The sequence below is a fragment of the Pseudomonas sp. RW10S2 genome (genome assembly GCF_014268985.1).
Taxonomy (GTDB): domain Bacteria; phylum Pseudomonadota; class Gammaproteobacteria; order Pseudomonadales; family Pseudomonadaceae; genus Aquipseudomonas; species Aquipseudomonas wayambapalatensis.
The window spans coordinates 20,531-39,434 of record NZ_JABWRO010000041.1; the positions used below are offsets into that span (position 1 = coordinate 20,531).

9 protein-coding genes are annotated in these 18,904 nt (G+C 64.0%); 5 read left to right on the top strand and 4 right to left on the bottom strand.

Features of this window, described 5'->3' with window-relative positions; all coding sequences use genetic code 11:
• Window positions 1-15: 15 nt before the first annotated feature.
• Window positions 16-7,182 carry a retention module-containing protein gene (locus HU729_RS11425; RefSeq protein ID WP_186710090.1) on the bottom strand — a complete coding sequence of 2,389 codons (7,167 nt, stop codon included), beginning with the start codon at window positions 7,180-7,182 and terminating at the stop codon, window positions 16-18.
• Between the two features lie 480 nt (window positions 7,183-7,662).
• Between HU729_RS11425 and HU729_RS11430 the strand changes: the two genes are divergently transcribed.
• The 3 genes from HU729_RS11430 (at window position 7,663) to HU729_RS11440 (ending at window position 12,658) form a co-directional block, all read left to right on the top strand.
• A complete protein-coding gene (locus tag HU729_RS11430; RefSeq protein ID WP_186710091.1) occupies window positions 7,663-9,036 on the top strand; it encodes a TolC family outer membrane protein in 1,374 nt (457 codons plus the stop codon).
• Between the two features lie 76 nt (window positions 9,037-9,112).
• Window positions 9,113-11,248, top strand: a complete 2,136-nt coding sequence (locus HU729_RS11435; protein ID WP_186667006.1) for a type I secretion system permease/ATPase — start codon at window positions 9,113-9,115, stop codon at window positions 11,246-11,248.
• 54 nt (window positions 11,249-11,302) lie between these two features.
• Complete coding sequence (locus HU729_RS11440; RefSeq protein ID WP_186710093.1) at window positions 11,303-12,658, top strand: HlyD family type I secretion periplasmic adaptor subunit; 1,356 nt, start codon at window positions 11,303-11,305, stop codon at window positions 12,656-12,658.
• 132 nt (window positions 12,659-12,790) lie between these two features.
• On the opposite strand, the gene HU729_RS11445 is transcribed toward HU729_RS11440, so the two are convergent.
• The 3 genes from HU729_RS11445 to HU729_RS11455 all read right to left on the bottom strand — a co-directional run bounded on the left by HU729_RS11445 (window position 12,791) and on the right by HU729_RS11455 (window position 16,072).
• Window positions 12,791-13,390, bottom strand: coding sequence for a DTW domain-containing protein (locus HU729_RS11445; RefSeq protein WP_186710094.1), 600 nt, complete (start codon window positions 13,388-13,390; stop codon window positions 12,791-12,793).
• A gap of 82 nt (window positions 13,391-13,472) precedes the next feature.
• Window positions 13,473-15,038 (bottom strand): PAS domain-containing methyl-accepting chemotaxis protein, encoded by a 1,566-nt coding sequence (locus HU729_RS11450; RefSeq protein ID WP_186710095.1) that lies wholly within the window; start codon window positions 15,036-15,038, stop codon window positions 13,473-13,475.
• Window positions 15,039-15,178: 140 nt separating this feature from the next.
• Window positions 15,179-16,072, bottom strand: coding sequence for a LysR family transcriptional regulator (locus HU729_RS11455; RefSeq protein WP_186710096.1), 894 nt, complete (start codon window positions 16,070-16,072; stop codon window positions 15,179-15,181).
• 227 nt (window positions 16,073-16,299) lie between these two features.
• On the opposite strand from HU729_RS11455, the gene speB reads away from it, so the two are divergent.
• A complete protein-coding gene (speB, locus tag HU729_RS11460; protein WP_063543768.1) occupies window positions 16,300-17,250 on the top strand; it encodes an agmatinase in 951 nt (316 codons plus the stop codon).
• A gap of 141 nt (window positions 17,251-17,391) precedes the next feature.
• Window positions 17,392-18,771, top strand: a complete 1,380-nt coding sequence (locus HU729_RS11465; protein WP_063543766.1) for a sodium:solute symporter — start codon at window positions 17,392-17,394, stop codon at window positions 18,769-18,771.
• Window positions 18,772-18,904 lie beyond the last annotated feature (133 nt).

Consider the following 18,904-nt stretch of genomic DNA (forward strand, 5'->3'; position numbering starts at 1 on the left):
AACCGGACAGACCGGTTACACCGTATCCACCTTCAACGAATGATCGTTGAGCATGGCGCTGATGACGGTCGCGGTATCGTGCCCCGCCGCGATCATGCCCCCCGCTCCCGCCGTCACCCCGTAATGCTGGGCCAGGTCGACGCCGGCAAGATCGATGGTCTGCGTCGCCGCAGCACCCGCCACACTACTGACCTCAATGGTCGAGACCACATTGACCCCACTGCCACTGACCTTGAAGTGCAGGTAGTCATCCAGCGAGGCTGCCGTAGCATTCTCGCCTTGCAGCAATTGCGACAGGTCGAGCCGGTCGCTGCCCGGCGTGAAGTCGGTCACCCGGTCGTGCCCGGTATCGCCTTTCTGCCAGACGAAGGTATCGTTGCCGCTGCCGCCGGTGAGGGTGTCGTTGCCTGGCCCGCCAATGAGGATGTCGTTACCGCCACCGCCGATGAGAATGTCGTCCCCCAGGCCACCACTGAGCACATTGTCCCCCTCGTTGCCGATCAGCGTGTCGTTGTAGTCCGAGCCGATCAGGTTCTCGATGCTGACCAGGGTGTCGAGGCCCGCCCCGCCGGTGTTCTGCGCACCGACATGGCCGAGATCGACCGTGACCCCGGCCGTCGCCGACGCGTAGCTGGCGGTGTCATTGCCGGGCCCGCCGTACAGCAGGTCGTTGCCGGGGCCACCGATCAGCAGATCATCTCCCTCCCCGCCGTACAGGGCATCGTTCCCAGCCCCTCCCACCAGCACATCGTGGCCGGCACCACCGTTCAAGGTGTCGTCGCCATTGCCCGCCAGCAGTACATCGTCGCCTGCCGTGCCCTGCAAGGTGCTACCGGCCTGATAGGTGATGTCCACCGCCCCGGAGGCGCTGCCGCCATGGTTGTCGCTGAGCGTGTAGCTGCCCTGGTAGACCTCGTTCTCGGCATGGCTGTAGTCGATCACCAGGCTCAGCTTGTAGTTCTCCGCCGCCTTGCTGTTGCCCAGGGCATTCTCGCTGTTGATCACGTGAATGCTGTACACACCGTCGTGGCTGGCGGTGAAGCTGCCACCGTCGGCGATCGGCTGATAGCTGCCGTTGGCATCCTTCCACTCCAGCATCAGGTTGCCTGCCGGGCGGTCATGGTCGAGGCTGAGGCTCTCACCCTTGCGCAGGGTCACGGTCAGGGTGTCCTCATCGTTGGCATTGCCGGTGCTGATCGAACCCAGGTACCCAGCAATCACCAAGGCCGCCGTCATGGAGCCCGAGATCGCCGTGAAGTCACTGCGCGCCAGGTCCTTGAGCTGGTTCTCGAGCTTGTTGGCGGTGCCATCGAACTTGAGCGTCTGTGCCTGGCTGCCTGCCGTGAAGCCCGCGCCCTTGTCGGCAAAGCCCGTGTTGAAGGTGATGGGCGCAGCGCTCAGGTGGTCGTGATCCGCATCGCTGTCATTGGCCAGCAGCGCCTGGGCCGGGACGGTGACGCTGGCACCGGTGATATTGGTGATGATGTGGTCGGCACCCGCCACTGGCGCGCTGTTGCTGTTGATCTTCACCACCAGGCTGGCGCTGCTGGTGTCGCCGTCGTTGTCGCTGACAGTGAAGCCGAACTTCTCGACCTGGCTGCTGCCGGTATCCTTCGGCGGCGTGTAGGTAAATTCACCAGTGTCCATGTCCACCAGCAGCGTGCCACCGAGCGCAGTCTTGATCGACAGCGTGTTGCCGCTGGTATCGAAGCTGGCCTTGTCCGGCCCTCCGGCAACGCTGTAGCCCCCCTGCCCAGCATTGGCCTTGGGATCGAAGGTGTAGGTGGTGCCATCGACCAGCAGCGCCTTGATGAAGCCGCCATCGGCACCAAAGTGCCCGCCACTCATCAGGCTGCCGGTGATCGGCGCCCCCTGCACAGTGCCCGACAGCACGGCGCTGAGCTGGCTGAGGTCGGTAACCACCACGGAGCCCGTATCCACATGGCTGCTGCCGTCGTAGGCCAAGGGGTCGAGGTTGGCCTGGTTGACGCCAGTGCCCAAGCCAATGGCGTAGGACTTGATCCCGTTGTTATCGAGGAAGCTTTCCCAGGCCGCTTCGCGCACCGCTGTCATCGAATGATTGTCAGTGGGCACGCCATCGGAGAAGAAGTAGCTGATGTTCTGCGCCCCCGCGATCTTGCCACTGCTGGCAAAGGCCTCCTGGGCCTTGATGGCCGCCGAATCGTAGTAGGTCGAACCGTCGGCGGTCAGCCCGGCGACGATGCTCTTGGCCTCGGCGATCGATACCCAGACCGGCGTCTTGACCCAGGCCCCGGTGGCGAAGGTGACGATTTGCACCTTGATATCGCCAATGTCGTCGTACTTGTCGAGCAAGGCGTTGATCGCCTGCTTTGCCAGGGCCAGACGGCTCAGCCCCTGCACACCAGAGGCAAAGTTCATGCTGCCGGAGACATCGATCACCAGCAGGATATTGGAGTCCACCTGGCCGGGCGTGATGCTGCGTTCGGCGCACACGGCCTTGGGCACATCATCGACGATGGAAATGGCAATGGTGCTGGTGACACTGTTGCCCAGCGAATCGGTGGCCTTGTAGGTGAAGTACTCGACAACCCGATTGGCGCCATCGTCCGCACCGCCCGGGGTTTTCGGTGCCGAGGTCAGGGTGTAGGTGTAGGAACCATCGGCGTTGATCTGAATTTGCCCGAACTGGCCGACAGCATTGCCCACCAGGCTATAGGTCAATGCCCCGACACCGCCGCCGACCGACCCCACCAGACTGCCGGAGGCGGTTTCCGCCGTTGAATGCGGGTCACTGCCAGTGACCGTGCCCGCCGCCAGGTCGTTGCCGTCCTTGACCAGGTCCAGCGCCTTCTCGTACACGGTGACGTCACGATCCTCACAAGCCACCAGCTTGCTGTCCTGCACATCGATGGTGATGGTCGTGGTGCTCTCGTCACCATCGGCATCGCGAATGGTGTAGACGAACACGTCGCTAGCGCCGGCCTTGGACACACTGTCAGGGTTGGCGTGATAAGTCGCATTGCCTTGGGCATCGAGGGTCAGGTAGCCGTACTGGCCCATGACCTGACTGCCAAGCTGGCCAATCGCCGAGGTCGAGGTGTCGCTGCCGGCGCGGACGCCGACCACATACTGACCGTCTGCCCGCACATCGGCACCGACAATGTCGTTGTCCAGCACATTGCCGCTGACCACGCCGCCTTCAGTCACACTGGCCACATCGCAATGGGCCTTGGGTACATCGTCGACGATGGTGATGACGATGGTGCTGGTAGTCGAGTTACCTACGGAGTCCGTCACTTGATAGGTGAAGGACTCGGTCAGACTGTTCGCATCGTCATTGACGTTGCCCGGCGTTTTCGGCGCTGAGGTCAGGGTGTAGGTGTAGGAACCATCGGCATTGAGCTGGAGCTGGCCATATTGCCCCGTGGCATTGCCCACCAGGCTGAAGGTCAGCGCGCCAACACCACCACCCACCGAGCCCGCGAGGCTGCCGGACGCGGTTTCCGCTGTCGAGTGCGGGTCACTGCCGGTGACATTGCCTGCGGCCAGGTCGTTGCCATCCTTGTTCAGGTCCAGTGCTTTTTCATACACCTTCACTTCACTGTCTTCGCAGGCCACCAGCTTGCTGTCGTGCACATCGATGGTGATGGTCGTGGTGCTCTCGTCGCCATCGGCATCACGGATGGTGTAGACGAACACATCGGTAGCGCCGGCCTGGGACACGCTGTTGGGGTTGGCATGGTAGGTCGCGTTGCCCTGGGCATCGAGGGTCAGGTAACCGTACTGGCCCATGATCTGGCTGCCGACCTGGCCAATCGCCGAGGTCGAGGTGTCGGAGCCGGCACGCACGCCGACCACGTACTGGCCGTCCCCGCGCACATCGGCACCGACAATGTCGTTGTCCAGCACATTGCCGCTGACCACGCCGCCTTCAGTCACGCTGGCCACATCGCAGTGCGCCTTGGGCACATCGTCGACGATGGTGATGACGATGGTGCCGGTGGTCGAGTTGCCGAGCGAATCTTTCACCTGGTAGGTGAAGGACTCCGTCAGCGTGTTCGCGCCGTCATTGACGTTGCCCGGCGTTTTCGGCGCCGAGGTCAGTGTATAGGTGTAGGAGCCGTCGGCATTGAGCTGGATCTGCCCGTACTGACCTGCGGCGTTGCCTACCAGGGTGAAGGTCATCGCCCCGATACCACCACTCACCGACCCGGCCAGCGAGCCCGACGCCGTCTCGCCCGGGGAGTGTGGATCGCTGCCGGTAACAGTGCCTGGCGCCAGGTCATTGCCGTCCTTCACCATATCCAGCGCCTTCTCGTACACCGTCACGCCGCCATCAGGCGTTGCGACCAACGAGCAGTCGTGGATATCAATGGTGATGGTGGTGGTGCTCTCGTCACCGTCGGCATCGCGGATGGTGTAGACGAACACATCCGTAGCACCAGGCGGCGCGACACTGTCGGGGTTGGAGTGATAGGTCGCGTTACCCTGGGCATCGAGGGTCAGGTAACCATACTGGCCGACCACCTGGACGCCCAGTTGGCCAATGGCCGAGGTGGAGGTATCACCGCCTGCGCGAACCCCGACCACGTATTTGCCATCAGCCACCACATCGGCGCCGAATACATCATTGACCAGCACGTTGCCACTGACCGTGCCGCCCTCGAAGACATTGGCAAAATCGCTGTGCGCCTTGGGCACGTCGTCAACGATGGTGATGACGATGGTGCTGGTGGTCGAATTGCCCAGCGAATCCTTCACCTCGTAGGTGAAGCTCTCGGTCAGACTGTTCGCCCCATCATTGACGTTATCCGGCGATTTCGGCGCCGAGGTCAGCGTGTAGGTGTAGGAACCATCGGCATTGAGCTGAATCTGGCCATACTGGCCCACCGCATTGCCCACCAGCGTAAAGGTCAGCGCACCGACGCCACCGCTCACGGAGCCCGCCAGGCTACCGGAGGCGGTTTCGCCAGTGGAACTCGGTGTGCTGCCGGTGACAGTACCCGGCGCCAGGTCATTGCCGTCCTTCACCAGGTCCAACGCCTTCTCGTACACCGTCACGCCGTCGTTGGGCCCGGCGATCAGCGAGCAATCCTTGACGTTGATGGTGATGGTCGTGGTGCTCTCGTCACCGTCGGTGTCGCGGATGGTGTAGACGAACACATCGGTGGCACCGGCCGGCGCCACGGCATTCGGGTTGGCATGGTAGGTGGCGTTGCCGGCAGCATCGATGGTCAGGGTGCCATACAGGCCCCCGATCGCGGTATTGAGATTGCCGATGGCCGAGGTCGAGGTGTCGGACCCCGCCCGCGCACCCACCACCACATTGCTGGTCCCAGCCTGGTCGGCGCCCAACTGATCGTTAAGCAGCACGTTGCCGCTGACCGTGCCACCCTCCACCACGCTGGCCGAGTCGGGCTGCGCCTGGGGTACGTCGTCGACGATGTTCACATCCAGGGTGGCCGTGGCGCTGCTGCCATCGGTGTCCTGGGCGATCACGCTGAAATGCTCGCTCAGGCTGTTGGTGCCCTCGCCCGCAGGATGGCCTTCGTTACCGAGCAAGGTGTAGCTGTAGCTGACCACGCCGGTGGCCGGGTTGTAGCCGGTGATGGTCAGGGTGTTGCCCAGCGCGGTCGTGATCGACTGCGGGAAACCCGCCACGATGCCGCCGCTGACCACGCTGATGCCACCGACACTCAGGGTCTGCAGGCCGTCCGGTGCACTGACGGTAAAGCTGCCACTCTGGGTCAGGGCGGTGCTGTCCGGCGCACTGCCGTTGCTTAAGTTTTTCTCGTAGACCGTCAGCTCACCGCCCTTCACATCCAGGCCACCGAGGGTTACCGGATCGTCGAGGTTGGTGATGTTCAGGGTCAGGGTCGCACTGCTGGAGTCACCGTCCGCATCCGTCAGGGTGTAGGTGAAGGTCTCGACGCCATGTCCGCCACCGTTGAGGTTCTTGAAGTCCGCATCCTCGGGGTTGAGCGTGTAGGTGTAGGAGCCGTCCGCAGCAAGCACCAGGGTGCCGTAGGTTCCGACGTAGGTACCGGCCACCACGGGGCCGCCGACCACCCGATCGGCGCCCTGGACGTCGTTGTCCAGCACATTGCCGGTGAGCAGGGTGTGCTGCTCGGTGGCAGTGACCGCGTTGGTATCGTTGACCGCCGTGGGCACATCGTCGCGAATGATCACGTCCAGCGAGCCACTGGCGACGTCGCCATCCGTGTCGCTGACCAGCACCGGGAAATGCTCGCCGAGTTCATTGCTGCCTGCCCCGTCCGGATGGTGCTCGGCGCCGGTGAGGGTGTAGCTGTAGCTGACGACACCCGTGGACGGGTTGTAACCGGTGATGGTGAGGACGTTGCCAAGGCCCGTGGTAATGGACTGGCCCACACCGGTCACCACACCGGCAGTCACCACGTTGATACCGCCGACGCTGAGGTTGAACACACCATCCGGCGCGACCACGGTGAAACTGCCGGATTGGGTCAGGGCTGCCGGGTTGCTGGCCGATCCCAATGGCAGGTTTGCCTCGTTGAGGGTCAGTTCGGCGGGGCTCAGGTCCAGCCCGCGCAGGGTGACAGGATTGTCCGGCGGTGTAACGGGAGGATTCACAGGTGGATTGATCGGCGGGTTTACAGGGGGATTGACCGGCGGATTGAGCGGCGATCCGAAGGGCCCTGCGTTGTTGTCGGCGTCCAGGGTGCCGATGTAACGGTTGGCCAGTTCCGGAATACCGTTGAAGCCGGCGGTGGGGAAGCCGATGGTCGGATCGACCCGTCCGGCCACCTCGGTCAGCAACACGAAACTGTGCCCGCCCCCCAAGGCCCCGGGCGCTCCGTTGGCGCCAGGCCCGGCGGCGGGTGCTTCGCCCTCCTGCGTCGGGTCGGCACCTGCGGCAATGGCTTGCTGCAGACGCTCGACATCGCTGAGCTGCGCCTGGCTGGGAAGCGGATCAGGAGCTTGTACGTGGGGAGCACGGTTGGCCAACAGGTCCGGGGTCATTTCCAGGCTGCTGCCTCGTCCCAACGTCAGCTCGGCGCCGTTGTGCAAACGTACGGCCACAGCACCGGCGGCTCCGGTTTCCAGTTGCTCGCCAGCGAACAGGCGGTCGCCCTCCACCAGCATGCGCTTGGCACCGTCGCTGCCCACCGCGAATACCTGGCCTATGACCTTGCTGACCACGCCAATTGATTTAGCCATGAACGCACGCCTCCCCTGCCGATTGGCTTTCTGCAGCGGCGGACGGGCCAGGTAATGCGGGAAGCGATCCTTTGCGGGGTCTCGCGTCTGTCACAAGGGTGAGAAATCGCCTTCACCAAGACAGATCAACGCGTGCGGTAGTGGGAATTGGCCATTATTATAATGCCAATTTTTTGTCGCCAAATTCCGCCGTCGTTGTCCTCTCCAGGGTCCTTAGCTGCAAAAAATCTGGAACTTTCTCCGAAGCCCGGAAATCAGGTACTGCAGCCGATTTACCCGGGCGCTTGAATAGAACAATGTCTCGGTTTGCTTAGACCGCATAAGTTTTTTTTCGCATATACCTTATGAAAAAATCTTCTTAGCTTGCCCGTTAAATGTTCTTAGCTCTGTTGTTACAAACCTGAAACGGTTTCAACTCAATTTTTCGTCATTTTTTTGGCGAATCGCAGGACTTTTTTAAAGACCAGGGAGAAGTACCCCATGCGCGTGTTAACCCCCATCACCAGTGCGATCCTGTTGGCCATGGCCTGTGCCAACGCTCAGGCGATGTCGATCACCGAGGCTGTCCAGAGCGCCGTGGACTACCACCCTCAGATCAGTTCCAATCGCAACAGCAAGCTGTCGGCCGATGAGGATGTGAAGTTCGCGCGCGGAGGCTACTACCCCAGCGTCGACCTGGTGGCCGGTTATGGCCGCCAGCGCTCGGACAACCTCAATACGCGCGGCATCAACCCCGACGGCACGCGCAACCACAACAAGGAAACCCTCAACTACACACAGTCCGAGCTGCGCCTGCGGCAGATGATCTTCGACGGCTTCAACACCGCCAACGAAGTCGGGCGCACCGAATCGGTGGCCACCTCGCGCGCGTACTACACCCAGGCCATCGCCCAGGATGTCGCCCTGCGCGCCATCGAGGTGTACCTGGAAGTGCTCAAGCGCCGTGAGCTGGTGACCCTGGCCAAGAACAACCTGCAGGCACACCTGCGCGTCAACGACCAGATCGGCCTGCGCAGCGAGCGCGGCGTGGGCAGCACCGCCGACCTCGACCAGTCCCGCGCCCGTCGCGCCCTGGCGGAAAACAACCTGGACACCGCCGAGGTCGACCTGGCCGACGCCGAGGCCAACTTCTACAGCGTCATCGGCCGCCAGCCGGACGAACTGGAAACGCCGACCTCGATCAAGATCCAGATGCCCGGCACCCTCGATGAAGCCCGCCAGGGCATGCGCGAGAACAACCCGTACCTCAAGTCCGCCCAGGCCGATGTCAACGCTGCAGAGAAACAGTACGAAGTGGCCAAGTCGCCGTTCTATCCACGCCTGGACGCAGTGCTGGCCACCGGTGCCAACAACAACCTGGGCGGCGAGCGCGGCCACAGCAACAACGACTGGCAGGCCGGCGTCGAGCTCAGCTACAACCTGTTCCGCGGCGGCAGCGACAAGGCGCGCCTGCAGTCCGATGCGCACAAGATCAACCAGGCCATGGACATCCGCAACAACGCCCTGCGCGAGCTCACCGAGAACCTGAGCCTGGCCTGGAACGCCATGAACAACGCACGCAAGCAGACCCCCAGCGCCCGTGAATACGCCGAGACCACCCAACGCGTGCGTGGTGCCTACCAGGACCAGTTCGGCCTGGGCCAGCGCACCCTGCTCGACGTGCTCGACAGCGAGAACGAGCTGTACAACGCCAACCGTCGCTACACCGAGGTGCGCTACACCGAAGAGTTTTCCATGTACCGGGTGCTGGCGACCATGGGCGAGTTGCTGAGCAAGCAGCGCATCTCGCTGCCACCGGAAGCCATCGCCAAGACCGAAGTGCGCAATGAGGCGCAGTTGCCCGATATGCGCTAGGCCCTGCGAAAGGCGGCTGTAGCCCCCTGCAGCCACTTCCCGTCCACCGCGGCAGGAGTAGGCCATCGTGACCAGTATGCAAAGCACGCAGCCCAACCTGGCTGCGGATGATCCATTGCTCGATGGCCTGCTGATCCTGTGCAAGGTTCATGGGTGCCCGGCCAGCCGCGCCAGCCTGTGTGCCGGCCTGCCGCTGGCCGACCAGCGCCTGAGCCTCGAACTGCTGCCCCGAGCCGCCGCACGCGCCGGGCTGCAGGCGCGAGTACTGCGCCGCGAGCTAGGCGCCATCAGCCCGCTGAACCTGCCGGTACTGTTGCTGCTCGGTGACGGGCGCAGCGCCGTGCTGCAACGCTGGAGCGAAGATGGACGGGCGCTGATACTGCCGTGCGAGGCCGAAGGTGGCGAGCAATGGGTCGAGCGCCAGGCGCTGGAGCAGGCCTACAGCGGGCAAGCCCTGTTCGCCCGCCCGCGACATACCCTCGAAGACCTGCGTACGCCACTGCTGCCACGGGTCGAAGCCTGGTTTCGCGACACCCTCAAGCATTCACGCTGGCTATACAGCGATGCCCTGCTGGCCAGCCTTCTGATCAACCTGCTCGGGCTGATGGTGCCGCTGTTCGTGATGCAGACCTACGACCGCGTGGTGCCCAACCAGGCACTCTCGACCCTGTGGGTGCTGGTCATCGGCCTGTTCATCGGTACCGCCTTCGAGCTGGTACTGCGCATGGTCCGCGCGCACCTGCTGGACCAGGCCGGCAAGAAGACCGACCTGATCCTGTCCGCCACACTGTTCGAGCGCATCACCGGCATGGCCATGAAAGCACGTCCGGCCAGCATCGGCGGCTTCGCCCAGAGCATCCACGACTTCCAGGGCCTGCGCGAATTCCTCACCGCCGTCACCCTGACCAGCATCATCGACCTGCCCTTCGTGGTGCTGATGCTGCTGGTGATCGGCCTGCTCGGCGGCTGGCTGGTGCTGATCCCGCTGGTGGCCTTCCCGCTGGCGGTGGGTGTGGCGTTGTTCATCCAGATACGCCTGCGCGATACGGTGCAGAAAAGCCTGAGCCTCGGCGCCGTGCGCCAGGCCTTGCTGATCGAAACCCTTGGCGGCCTGGAAACCCTCAAGGCCTGCGGCGCCGAAAGCGAACGCCAGTATCTGTGGGAACACACCAACGGCGCCATCGCCCGTCTCGACGCCCATGCCCGCAACCTGTCGGCCCTGGCCAGCAACGGCACGCTGTTCATCCAGCAGTTCTGCGGCATGGCCACCATCGTCGCGGGGGTCTACTCGATCATCGCCGGCAGCCTCAGCGTGGGCGCCCTGGTCGCCTGCTACATGCTCGGCAGCCGGGTGCTGGCGCCGCTGGGCCAGATCGCCGGGCTGATCACCCGCTACCAACAAGCGCAATTGACCATGCGCAGCACCGACGCACTGATGAGCTTGCCGCAGGAGCGCCAACCCGGCCAGCAGGCACTGGAGCATACGGCGCTGCAGGGCGGCCTGGGCATCAGCCACGTGACCTTCCGCTACCCCGGCCAGGTTGCCGCTGCCCTGAACGACATCAACCTGTCGATCAAACCCGGGGAGCGCATCGGCATCATCGGCCGCAGCGGTTCGGGCAAGAGCACGCTCGGGCGGTTGTTGATGGGGTTTCATCACCCTGACGAAGGCCAGGTGCTGCTGGACAACCTCGACCTGCGCCAACTGGATATTGCCGACCTGCGCAACCAGCTGGGCTATGTCGCCCACGACATGCCCCTGCTGGCAGGCAGCCTGCGCGACAACCTAACCTTGGGCGCACGCCACGTCAGCGACGCGCGCATGCTCGAAGTCGCCGAGCTGACCGGCGTCAGCGAACTGGCCCGCCAACATCCGCAGGGCTTCGACCGCCCGCTGGGCGAGCGTGGCCAACTGCTCTCCGGCGGTCAGCGCCAGGCCGTCCTGCTGGCCCGCGCACTGTTGCTGGAGCCGCCGATCCTGATCCTCGACGAACCCACCAGCCACATGGACAACAGTAGCGAAGACCAACTGCGCCAACGCCTGCTGGCCTGGGTGCCCGGCAAGACCCTGCTGCTGGTCACCCACCGCAGCTCGATGCTCAGCCTGGTGGACCGCCTGGTGGTACTGGACAACGGCAAGGTGGTGGCCGACGGGCCGAAGGACGCGGTGATCGACGCCCTGCGCAAAGGCCGTATCGGCGCAGCCCTGTAAACGACGTCAAGAACGGCGCTGCCAGAGGCTCCGTGGTTTTCATCGGAGGTAGACATGCCCCTCAGCCAAAGCGTTCGCAGCCATCTCGCCGGCGCCGACAAGCATGCCGAGCGCGACTACATGCCGGAGCTGGCCGGCGCCACCCTGCAGGACTCGCCGCGCCTGTCGCGCATCACGGTGTGGCTGGCAGCAGCGCTGTTGCTGGTGGCCCTGGTCTGGGCCAAGTTCGCCGTGCTCGACGAGGTCACGGTCGGCGAAGGCAAGGCCATCCCCTCGAGCAAGGTGCAGGTGATCCAGAACCTCGAAGGCGGCATCGTCACCGAGATCTTCGTGCGCGAAGGACAGATGGTCGACAAGGGCGCCACCCTGCTGCGCCTGGACGACACCCGCTTCAAGTCGAACAAGGGCGAGAGCGAAGCCGACCGCTACGCCCTGACCGCACAGGTCGAGCGCCTGTCGGCCGAATCCGAAGGGCGCCCCTTCGCGCTGTCGGACGAAATCCGCGCCAAGGCACCGCAGGTGGCCGAGGACGAAATCGCCCTCTATCAGTCGCGTCAGCGCCGGCTCACCAGCGAGAAGCAGACGCTCAACGAACAACTGCGGCAGAAGACCCAGGAGCTCGCCGAATTCCGCTCCAAGGTCGATCAGTACCGTTCAGCGGTAGGGCTGCTGCAGCAAGAGCTGGACATGTCGTCGCCACTGGTGAGCAAAGGCGCCATTTCTCCGGTGGAGATCCTGCGTCTCAAGCAGCGCAGCGTCGAAGCCCGCGGCCAACTGAACGCGACCAACCTGGCCATTCCTCGCGCTGAAGCGGCCATTGCCGAGATTCGCAGCAAGATCCAGGAGTCCGAGGCGAGTTTTCGTTCCGACGCGGCCAAGGAGCTCAATGACAAGCGCACGGAATTGTCGAAGATCACCGCCACCAGCATCGCCATCGACGACCGGGTCAACCGCACCACCGTGGTGTCGCCAGTGCGTGGCATCGTCAAGCTGCTCAAGGTCAACACCATCGGCGGCGTGGTCCAGCCCGGCAGCGACCTGGTGGAGATCGTGCCGATCGAGGACAACCTGCTGATCGAGGCCAAGGTGCGCCCGCAGGACGTGGCGTTCCTGCATCCGGGGCAGGTGGCGATGGTCAAGTTCAGTGCCTACGACTACACCATCTATGGCGGGCTCAAGGCCAAACTCGAGCTGATCAGCGCCGACACTGTCACCGACGACAAGGGCAATGCGTTCTACCTGATCCAGGTGCGCACCGAGAAGAACCATTTGGGCGGGGACAACAAGCCGCTGCTGATCATCCCGGGGATGACCGCGACGGTGGACATCATCACCGGGCAGAAGAGCGTGCTGGATTACCTGCTCAAGCCGGTGATGAAGGCCAGGACCGAAGCAATGCGCGAGCGGTGAGGGCCGTGGGATTGGTGGTGGCCTTTTCGCGGGCAAGCCCGCTCCTACAGGGGCCCCACAGCATTCAGAATGCTATGGGGCAGTCCAATTTGTGGGAGCGGGCTTGCCCGCGAAAAGGCCCCCGCCAATCCGTCATCCTTGCCCATGATTCCGAGCAAAGGTCTCAGCCCCCATGGCGCTGATCTGCCCCTCGATCAATGCCTCGAACGGCCTGAGCAATTCATCGAAATTCGCGGGTTGTTCCAACACATTCAACACCTGCACCACCGCCTCCAAGGTCGACAGCGCACCCTCCTGCGGCGCCTTGCGCAGCCGGTAACGCGAGGGCTGCACCTGGCCAAGCGTCACCCGCGGCAGTCCCCCCAACAGCGGATTGAGGTACAGCAGCTTGCGTGCCTTGCGCCAGGTCCCGTCTGGGACGATCAGCAGCAGCGGCAACGCATCGCCTTCGCCATAGGCCGACACCACCTCAGCCTGCTCGCCCGGGAACAACAGCGCCGGACGATAGCCGGGGGTGGCCAGCAGTGCAGGAAGATCCTCGAAGACTTCGCCAATCACCAGCTCGGCATTGCGCAGCCCCAACGCAGCCAGGCGGGCGGTGTTCAGGGCGTGGCTGGTTTCACTGGGGTGCTGCAGCAGGACCACGCGGGTGCGGCTGTCGAGTGACGGGATCAGTGGGCAAAGGCAATGGGCGAGCGGACGCTGGCAGCGCTCGCAGCGGGGTCTGGGCATGGGGGTCTCCGTTGGCGCAGGGATTTTGCCATATGCCGGAACTGTATGCCGGAAATCGAGGCCCGCGTTGCGGCCCCCCCCTCTAACGATTGAACCGCTCCGCCAGGCTATGCAGGTACTCCGCCATCCGCTCCAGATCCTGGCTGATCTCAGCCCCCTGCTTCGCCTGCCCGGCGCTTTCGTCGCACAGGTGGGCAATGCGCACGATCTGCTGGTTGATATCCTCCGCCACATGGCTCTGCTGCTCGGACGCGGTCGCTATCTGCTGGCTCATGCCGGTAATGCGGCTCACCGCCTGGACGATGCCGGTCAGTGCCGACTGCACCGCCTCGACGCTGTGCACGCTATCGCGAGAAATCTGCTCGCCGCGGCTGGCGCTGCTCACCGCGCGCTCGGCACCGGCACGCAGCGAGGCAATGATCTGGTGGATTTCCTCGGTGGAGGTGCGGGTGCGCTGGGCGAGCGAACGCACCTCATCGGCCACCACCGCAAAGCCCCTGCCCTGTTCCCCGGCACGCGCCGCTTCGATGGCGGCATTGAGCGCCAGCAGATTGGTCTGCTCGGCAATCGAGGTGATCACATCCACCACACTGCCGATCGACTGGGTCTGCTCGGCCAGGGCATTGACTGCCTGGCCGATGTCGTTCACCGCCTCGCTCATGCTGCCCATGGCGCGCAGGCTCTGCTGGGCCAGGTCACTGCCCTGCTGCGCCAGCTGGTCGGCATCGTCGGCCGCGTGGGCGGTACTCTGCACGTTATGGGTGACCTGCTGGATGGTCGCCGCCATCTGCGCGATAGCGGTCGCCGACTGGTCGGTTTCGCTGCGCTGTCGGTCGAGCATCTGCGCCTGGGCATCGGACAGTTCCGCTGACTGCGCGGCCCGTGACTTGACCCCGACGCCAGCATCCACCAGCCGCGTGAGCGCAGTCTGCAGACGCGCCTCTTCGCTGATGATCGCCAGGTCGAGCTGACCGCGCAGGCCCGGGTTGTCACTGTAGGTCAGGGCGACCAGCGGACTGGTGAAGGCCTTGGGATGCTCGGCCAGGGTACGGCGAATGGCCTGGTTCTGCCGGTGTTCGATCAGGTACCAGGCACTGAACAGGCTGACCATCAGCAGGCCCAGCGCCGCATAGGGCGGTAGCCACAGGTAGCCTGTCGCCGCAATCAGCCCGGCACCCACCAGTGGCCAGCCAGTCCCCAGGCCATGCGCCAGCCGCGCCGCCCAGGGCACCGGCGAGCGTTCGGCCCGCAGGCGTGCGTACAACGCTTCGGCACGACGAATCTGTTCGCGAGTCGGCACCGAGCGCACCGACTCGTAGCCACTGATGCGACCGTTCTCGTAGACCGCCGTGACATAGGCGCTGACCCAGTAGAAGTCGCCGTTCTTGGCGCGGTTCTTCACCACGCCCATCCACGGCTTGCCTTGCTTGATGGTTTCCCACATATGGCCGAACACCGACGGCGGCATGTCGGGGTGGCGCACCAGGTTGTGCGGCTGCCCCACCAACTCGTCGTAGGTGAATCCGCTGATCGCCACGAACGCGTCGTTGCAGTAAGTGATCCGGCTGTTCAGGTCGGTGGTGGAAATCAACCGCTGCTCGCTGGAGAACGTTCTTTCATGCTCGGTTACGGGCAGATTCGTGCGCATCTCGGGCGGTCCTTGCTTGTGTAGATGAGAGGGAAATTTCATCAAAGCAAGTAAAGGTTTAGCAGAGCTTTTTCACGTGCGGGATCAGCATTTGCAAGAAAAGTTCCCGACCTGACGGAATGTATTTTCGGCAACGCCGATCAGCCCACATTCAACTGCGACTTGAGCAGGTCGCGGAAGGTCTGGATCAACGGTTCGCGGCTGCGCCCACGGCGGATGATCAAAGAGAATGGCGCCTGATAGCCGAAGGTAGACGGCGACAACACCCGCAGATCACCTTTGTCGGCCCAGGCCTGGGCATAGTGCTCGGGCAGGTAACCGATGTAGGCACCGGACAGGATCAGGATCAACTGCGCCTCCATGCTCTCCACGGTCGCCGCGCTGTGCTTGAAACCGTGCCGGGCCAGTTCCGCCTGGCTCCAGTAACCCCGCCCGACCATGCGTTGCTGAGTGATGACCTGCGCCGGAATGCGCCGCTCGCTGAACAGCGGGTGGCGGCTGCTGCAGTACAGCCAGTGCTGCTCGCGGTACAACGGCAGGTACACCAGGCCGCTCATGCGCGAAGAGAAGGCGCCGATGGCCAGGTCCAGGCGGTTGTCCTGCACACCCAGCTGCAGCTCGTAAGGGCTGGACACCGACAGGTGCAAGTGCACGGCCGGGTGTTCCTGGCTGTAGGCGCCGATCGCCTCGGCCAGGGGCAGCGCGCGATCGCCAACGGTGGAGTCGATCACCCCCAGGTTGAGGGTGCCGCGCAGCTCACCCTTGAGCGCCGCGGCGTATTGCTCGAAACCGTCGAGCTCGCCCAGCAGGCGCAAGGTCTCCTGGTGGAACAGCTCGCCCTTGCTGGTCAGGCTGAAACCACCACGCCCACGGTGGCACAGCACCAGGCCCAGGGCGCTTTCCAGCTGGCTCATGTAGGTGCTGATGGCCGACGTGGAAAGGTTGAGGTCGCGCTGGGCATTGGCGAAACCCTGGTGGCGCACCACGCTGGCAAAGATGCGCAACAGTTTCAGGTCGGGCAGCGATGAGGCCATGGCGCACGGGTTCCGTCGAGTGGAAATGCGCCAGAGTCTACCGCGCCTGCGCGTCGATAGTTCAGAAATTCCTGAAGTAAGTATTTGTCGGTAGCGATTCTTCCCGCGCACTACCTTGCGCAGACTTGGCCGAAATGTCCCTGGTCGCCGGCGCCTTCGCGCTTGCCGAGCGTGCCGCGACACAGGTTCGAACAAACAGAACAATCGACCGACTGATGAGGCCCACCGTGGACAAGATTCTCCACCAACCACTGGGCGGCAACGAAATGCCGCGTTTCGGCGGCATCGCCACCATGCTCCGTCTTCCTCACCTGCAAAGCGCCGAAGGCCTGGACGCCGCCTTCATCGGCGTGCCACTGGATATCGGCACCTCGCTGCGCTCCGGCACCCGCTTCGGCCCGCGGCAGATCCGCGCCGAATCGGTGATGATCCGCCCGTACAACATGGCCACCGGCGCCGCCCCGTTCGACTCGCTGTCGGTCGCCGACATCGGTGACGTGGCGATCAACACCTTCAACCTGCTCGACGCCGTGCGCATCATCGAAGAAGCCTACGACGAAATCCTCGAACACAACGTCATCCCCATGACCCTGGGTGGCGACCACACCATCACCCTGCCGATCCTGCGCGCCCTGCATAAAAAGCACGGCAAGATCGGCCTGGTACACATCGACGCCCACGCCGACGTCAACGATCATATGTTCGGCGAGAAGATCGCCCACGGCACCACCTTCCGCCGCGCCGTCGAGGAAGGCCTGCTGGACTGCGACCGCGTGGTGCAGATCGGCCTGCGCGCCCAGGGCTATACCGCCGACGACTTCAACTGGAGCCGCCGCCAGGGCTTCCGCGTGGTGCAGGCCGAAGAGTGCTGGCACAAATCGCTGGAGCCGCTGATGGCCGAAGTGCGCGAGAAGGTCGGCGGTGGCCCGGTGTACCTGTCGTTCGACATCGACGGCATCGACCCGGCCTGGGCGCCAGGCACCGGCACCCCGGAAATCGGCGGCCTGACCACCATCCAGGCGATGGAAATCATCCGCGGTTGCCACGGCCTGGACCTGATCGGCTGCGACCTGGTCGAGGTCTCGCCACCGTACGACACCACCGGCAACACCTCGCTGCTGGGCGCCAACCTGTTGTTCGAAATGCTCTGCGTGCTTCCCGGCGTGGTGCGTCGCTGATCACCTGAAACACTTGCAATACCCAGGCAGGAGCCGTGGGTCAGGGCCATAGAGGCCCGCCAACACTCGATGAGGAGCGCCGGACGCGGTGAGAGCGTCCGAGCGATCGATCTCGCATAATAAAGATAATCGGAGACACCCATGGCCTTGGACATCATTGTTGTACTGATCTACGCCGCTGGCATGCTCGGGCTTGGCTGGTACGGCATGCGGCGGGCGAAAACCCACGAAGACTACCTGGTCGCCGGACGCAATCTCGGCCCGACCCTCTACATGGGCACCATGGCCACCACCGTGCTCGGTGGTGCATCCACCGTCGGCACCGTGCGCCTGGGCTATGTCCACGGCATTTCCGGTTTCTGGCTGTGCGCGGCCCTGGGCCTGGGCATCATCGCCCTGAACCTGTTCCTCGCCAAACCGCTGCTGCGCCTGCGCATCTTCACCGTGACCCAGGTCCTGGAGCGCCGCTACAACCCGATGGCGCGCCAGGCCAGTGCAGTGATCATGCTGGCCTACGCGCTGATGATCGGCGTGGTCTCCACGCTGGCCATGGGCACCGTGCTGCAAGTGCTGCTCGATGTGCCGTTCTGGATGGCCTTGCTGTTCGGCGGTGGCGTGGTGGTGGTCTACTCGACCATCGGCGGCATGTGGTCGCTGACCCTCACCGACATCGTGCAGTTCGTCATCAAGACCGTGGGCCTGATGTTCATCCTCCTGCCGGTGTGCCTGTACAAGGCCGGTGGCTGGGATGCACTGGTGGCCAAGCTGCCGGCGGCGAGCTTCCAGCTCACCACCATCGGCTGGGACACCATCATCACCTACTTCCTGATCTACTTCTTCGGCATCCTGATCGGCCAGGACATCTGGCAGCGCGTGTTCACCGCACGTGACGAGAAGGTCTGCCAGCGCGCCGGCACCGCCGCAGGCGTGTACTGCGTGATCTACGGCCTGGCCTGCGCGCTGATCGGCATGGCCGCCCATGTGCTGATGCCTGACCTGGCCAACCCGAACAACGCCTTCGCCGAGATGATCAAGACCACCCTGCCCGACGGCATCCGTGGCCTGCTGATGGCGGCGGCACTGGCGGCGATGATGTCGACCGCAAGCGCCGGCCTGCTGGCGGCGTCCACCACCCTGACCGAAGACCTGCTGCCCAAGCTGCGTGGCGGCAAGCGCTCGAGCCTGGGCGTGAACCGCCTGTTCACCCTGCTCACTGGCGTGGCAGTGCTGGTGATCGCCCTGGCGGTGAACGACGTGATCAGCGCCCTGACCCTGGCCTACAACCTGCTGGTCGGCGGTATGCTGATCCCGCTGATCGGGGCGATCTTCTGGAAACGCGCCACCACCCCGGGTGCAATCGCCAGCATGTCGCTGGGCTTTGCCACCGCGCTGTTCTTCATGTTCAAGGACGGCCTGGATGCCAACTCGCCGATCTACTACAGCCTGGCGGTAGGCCTGGTGAGCTTTGTCGTGGTCAGCCTGATGTCGCGTAAACCGACGGCGGCGGTGAACCTGGCCTGATCTCCAGGGCAGAAAATCTCCGGACCAGCCCGCCCCTACCCTGTGGAAGCAGCTGTCTTGTTCAAAATCTAAAGGTCAGCCCAATCTCTGTGGGAGCGGGCTGGTCCCGCGATCACCGGCGAAGCCGGTGCCA

What these genes read in the sequence shown, in the direction of transcription:
- HU729_RS11425 (WP_186710090.1), bottom strand. Translation starts at nt 7,182, where the DNA reads ATGGCTAAATCAATTGGCGTGGTCAGCAAGGTCATAGGCCAGGTATTC.
- HU729_RS11450 (WP_186710095.1), bottom strand. Translation starts at nt 15,038, where the DNA reads ATGCGCACGAATCTGCCCGTAACCGAGCATGAAAGAACGTTCTCCAGC.
- HU729_RS11435 (WP_186667006.1), top strand. Translation starts at nt 9,113, where the DNA reads ATGCAAAGCACGCAGCCCAACCTGGCTGCGGATGATCCATTGCTCGAT.
- HU729_RS11430 (WP_186710091.1), top strand. Translation starts at nt 7,663, where the DNA reads ATGCGCGTGTTAACCCCCATCACCAGTGCGATCCTGTTGGCCATGGCC.
- HU729_RS11440 (WP_186710093.1), top strand. Translation starts at nt 11,303, where the DNA reads ATGCCCCTCAGCCAAAGCGTTCGCAGCCATCTCGCCGGCGCCGACAAG.
- HU729_RS11465 (WP_063543766.1), top strand. Translation starts at nt 17,392, where the DNA reads ATGGCCTTGGACATCATTGTTGTACTGATCTACGCCGCTGGCATGCTC.
- HU729_RS11445 (WP_186710094.1), bottom strand. Translation starts at nt 13,390, where the DNA reads ATGCCCAGACCCCGCTGCGAGCGCTGCCAGCGTCCGCTCGCCCATTGC.
- HU729_RS11455 (WP_186710096.1), bottom strand. Translation starts at nt 16,072, where the DNA reads ATGGCCTCATCGCTGCCCGACCTGAAACTGTTGCGCATCTTTGCCAGC.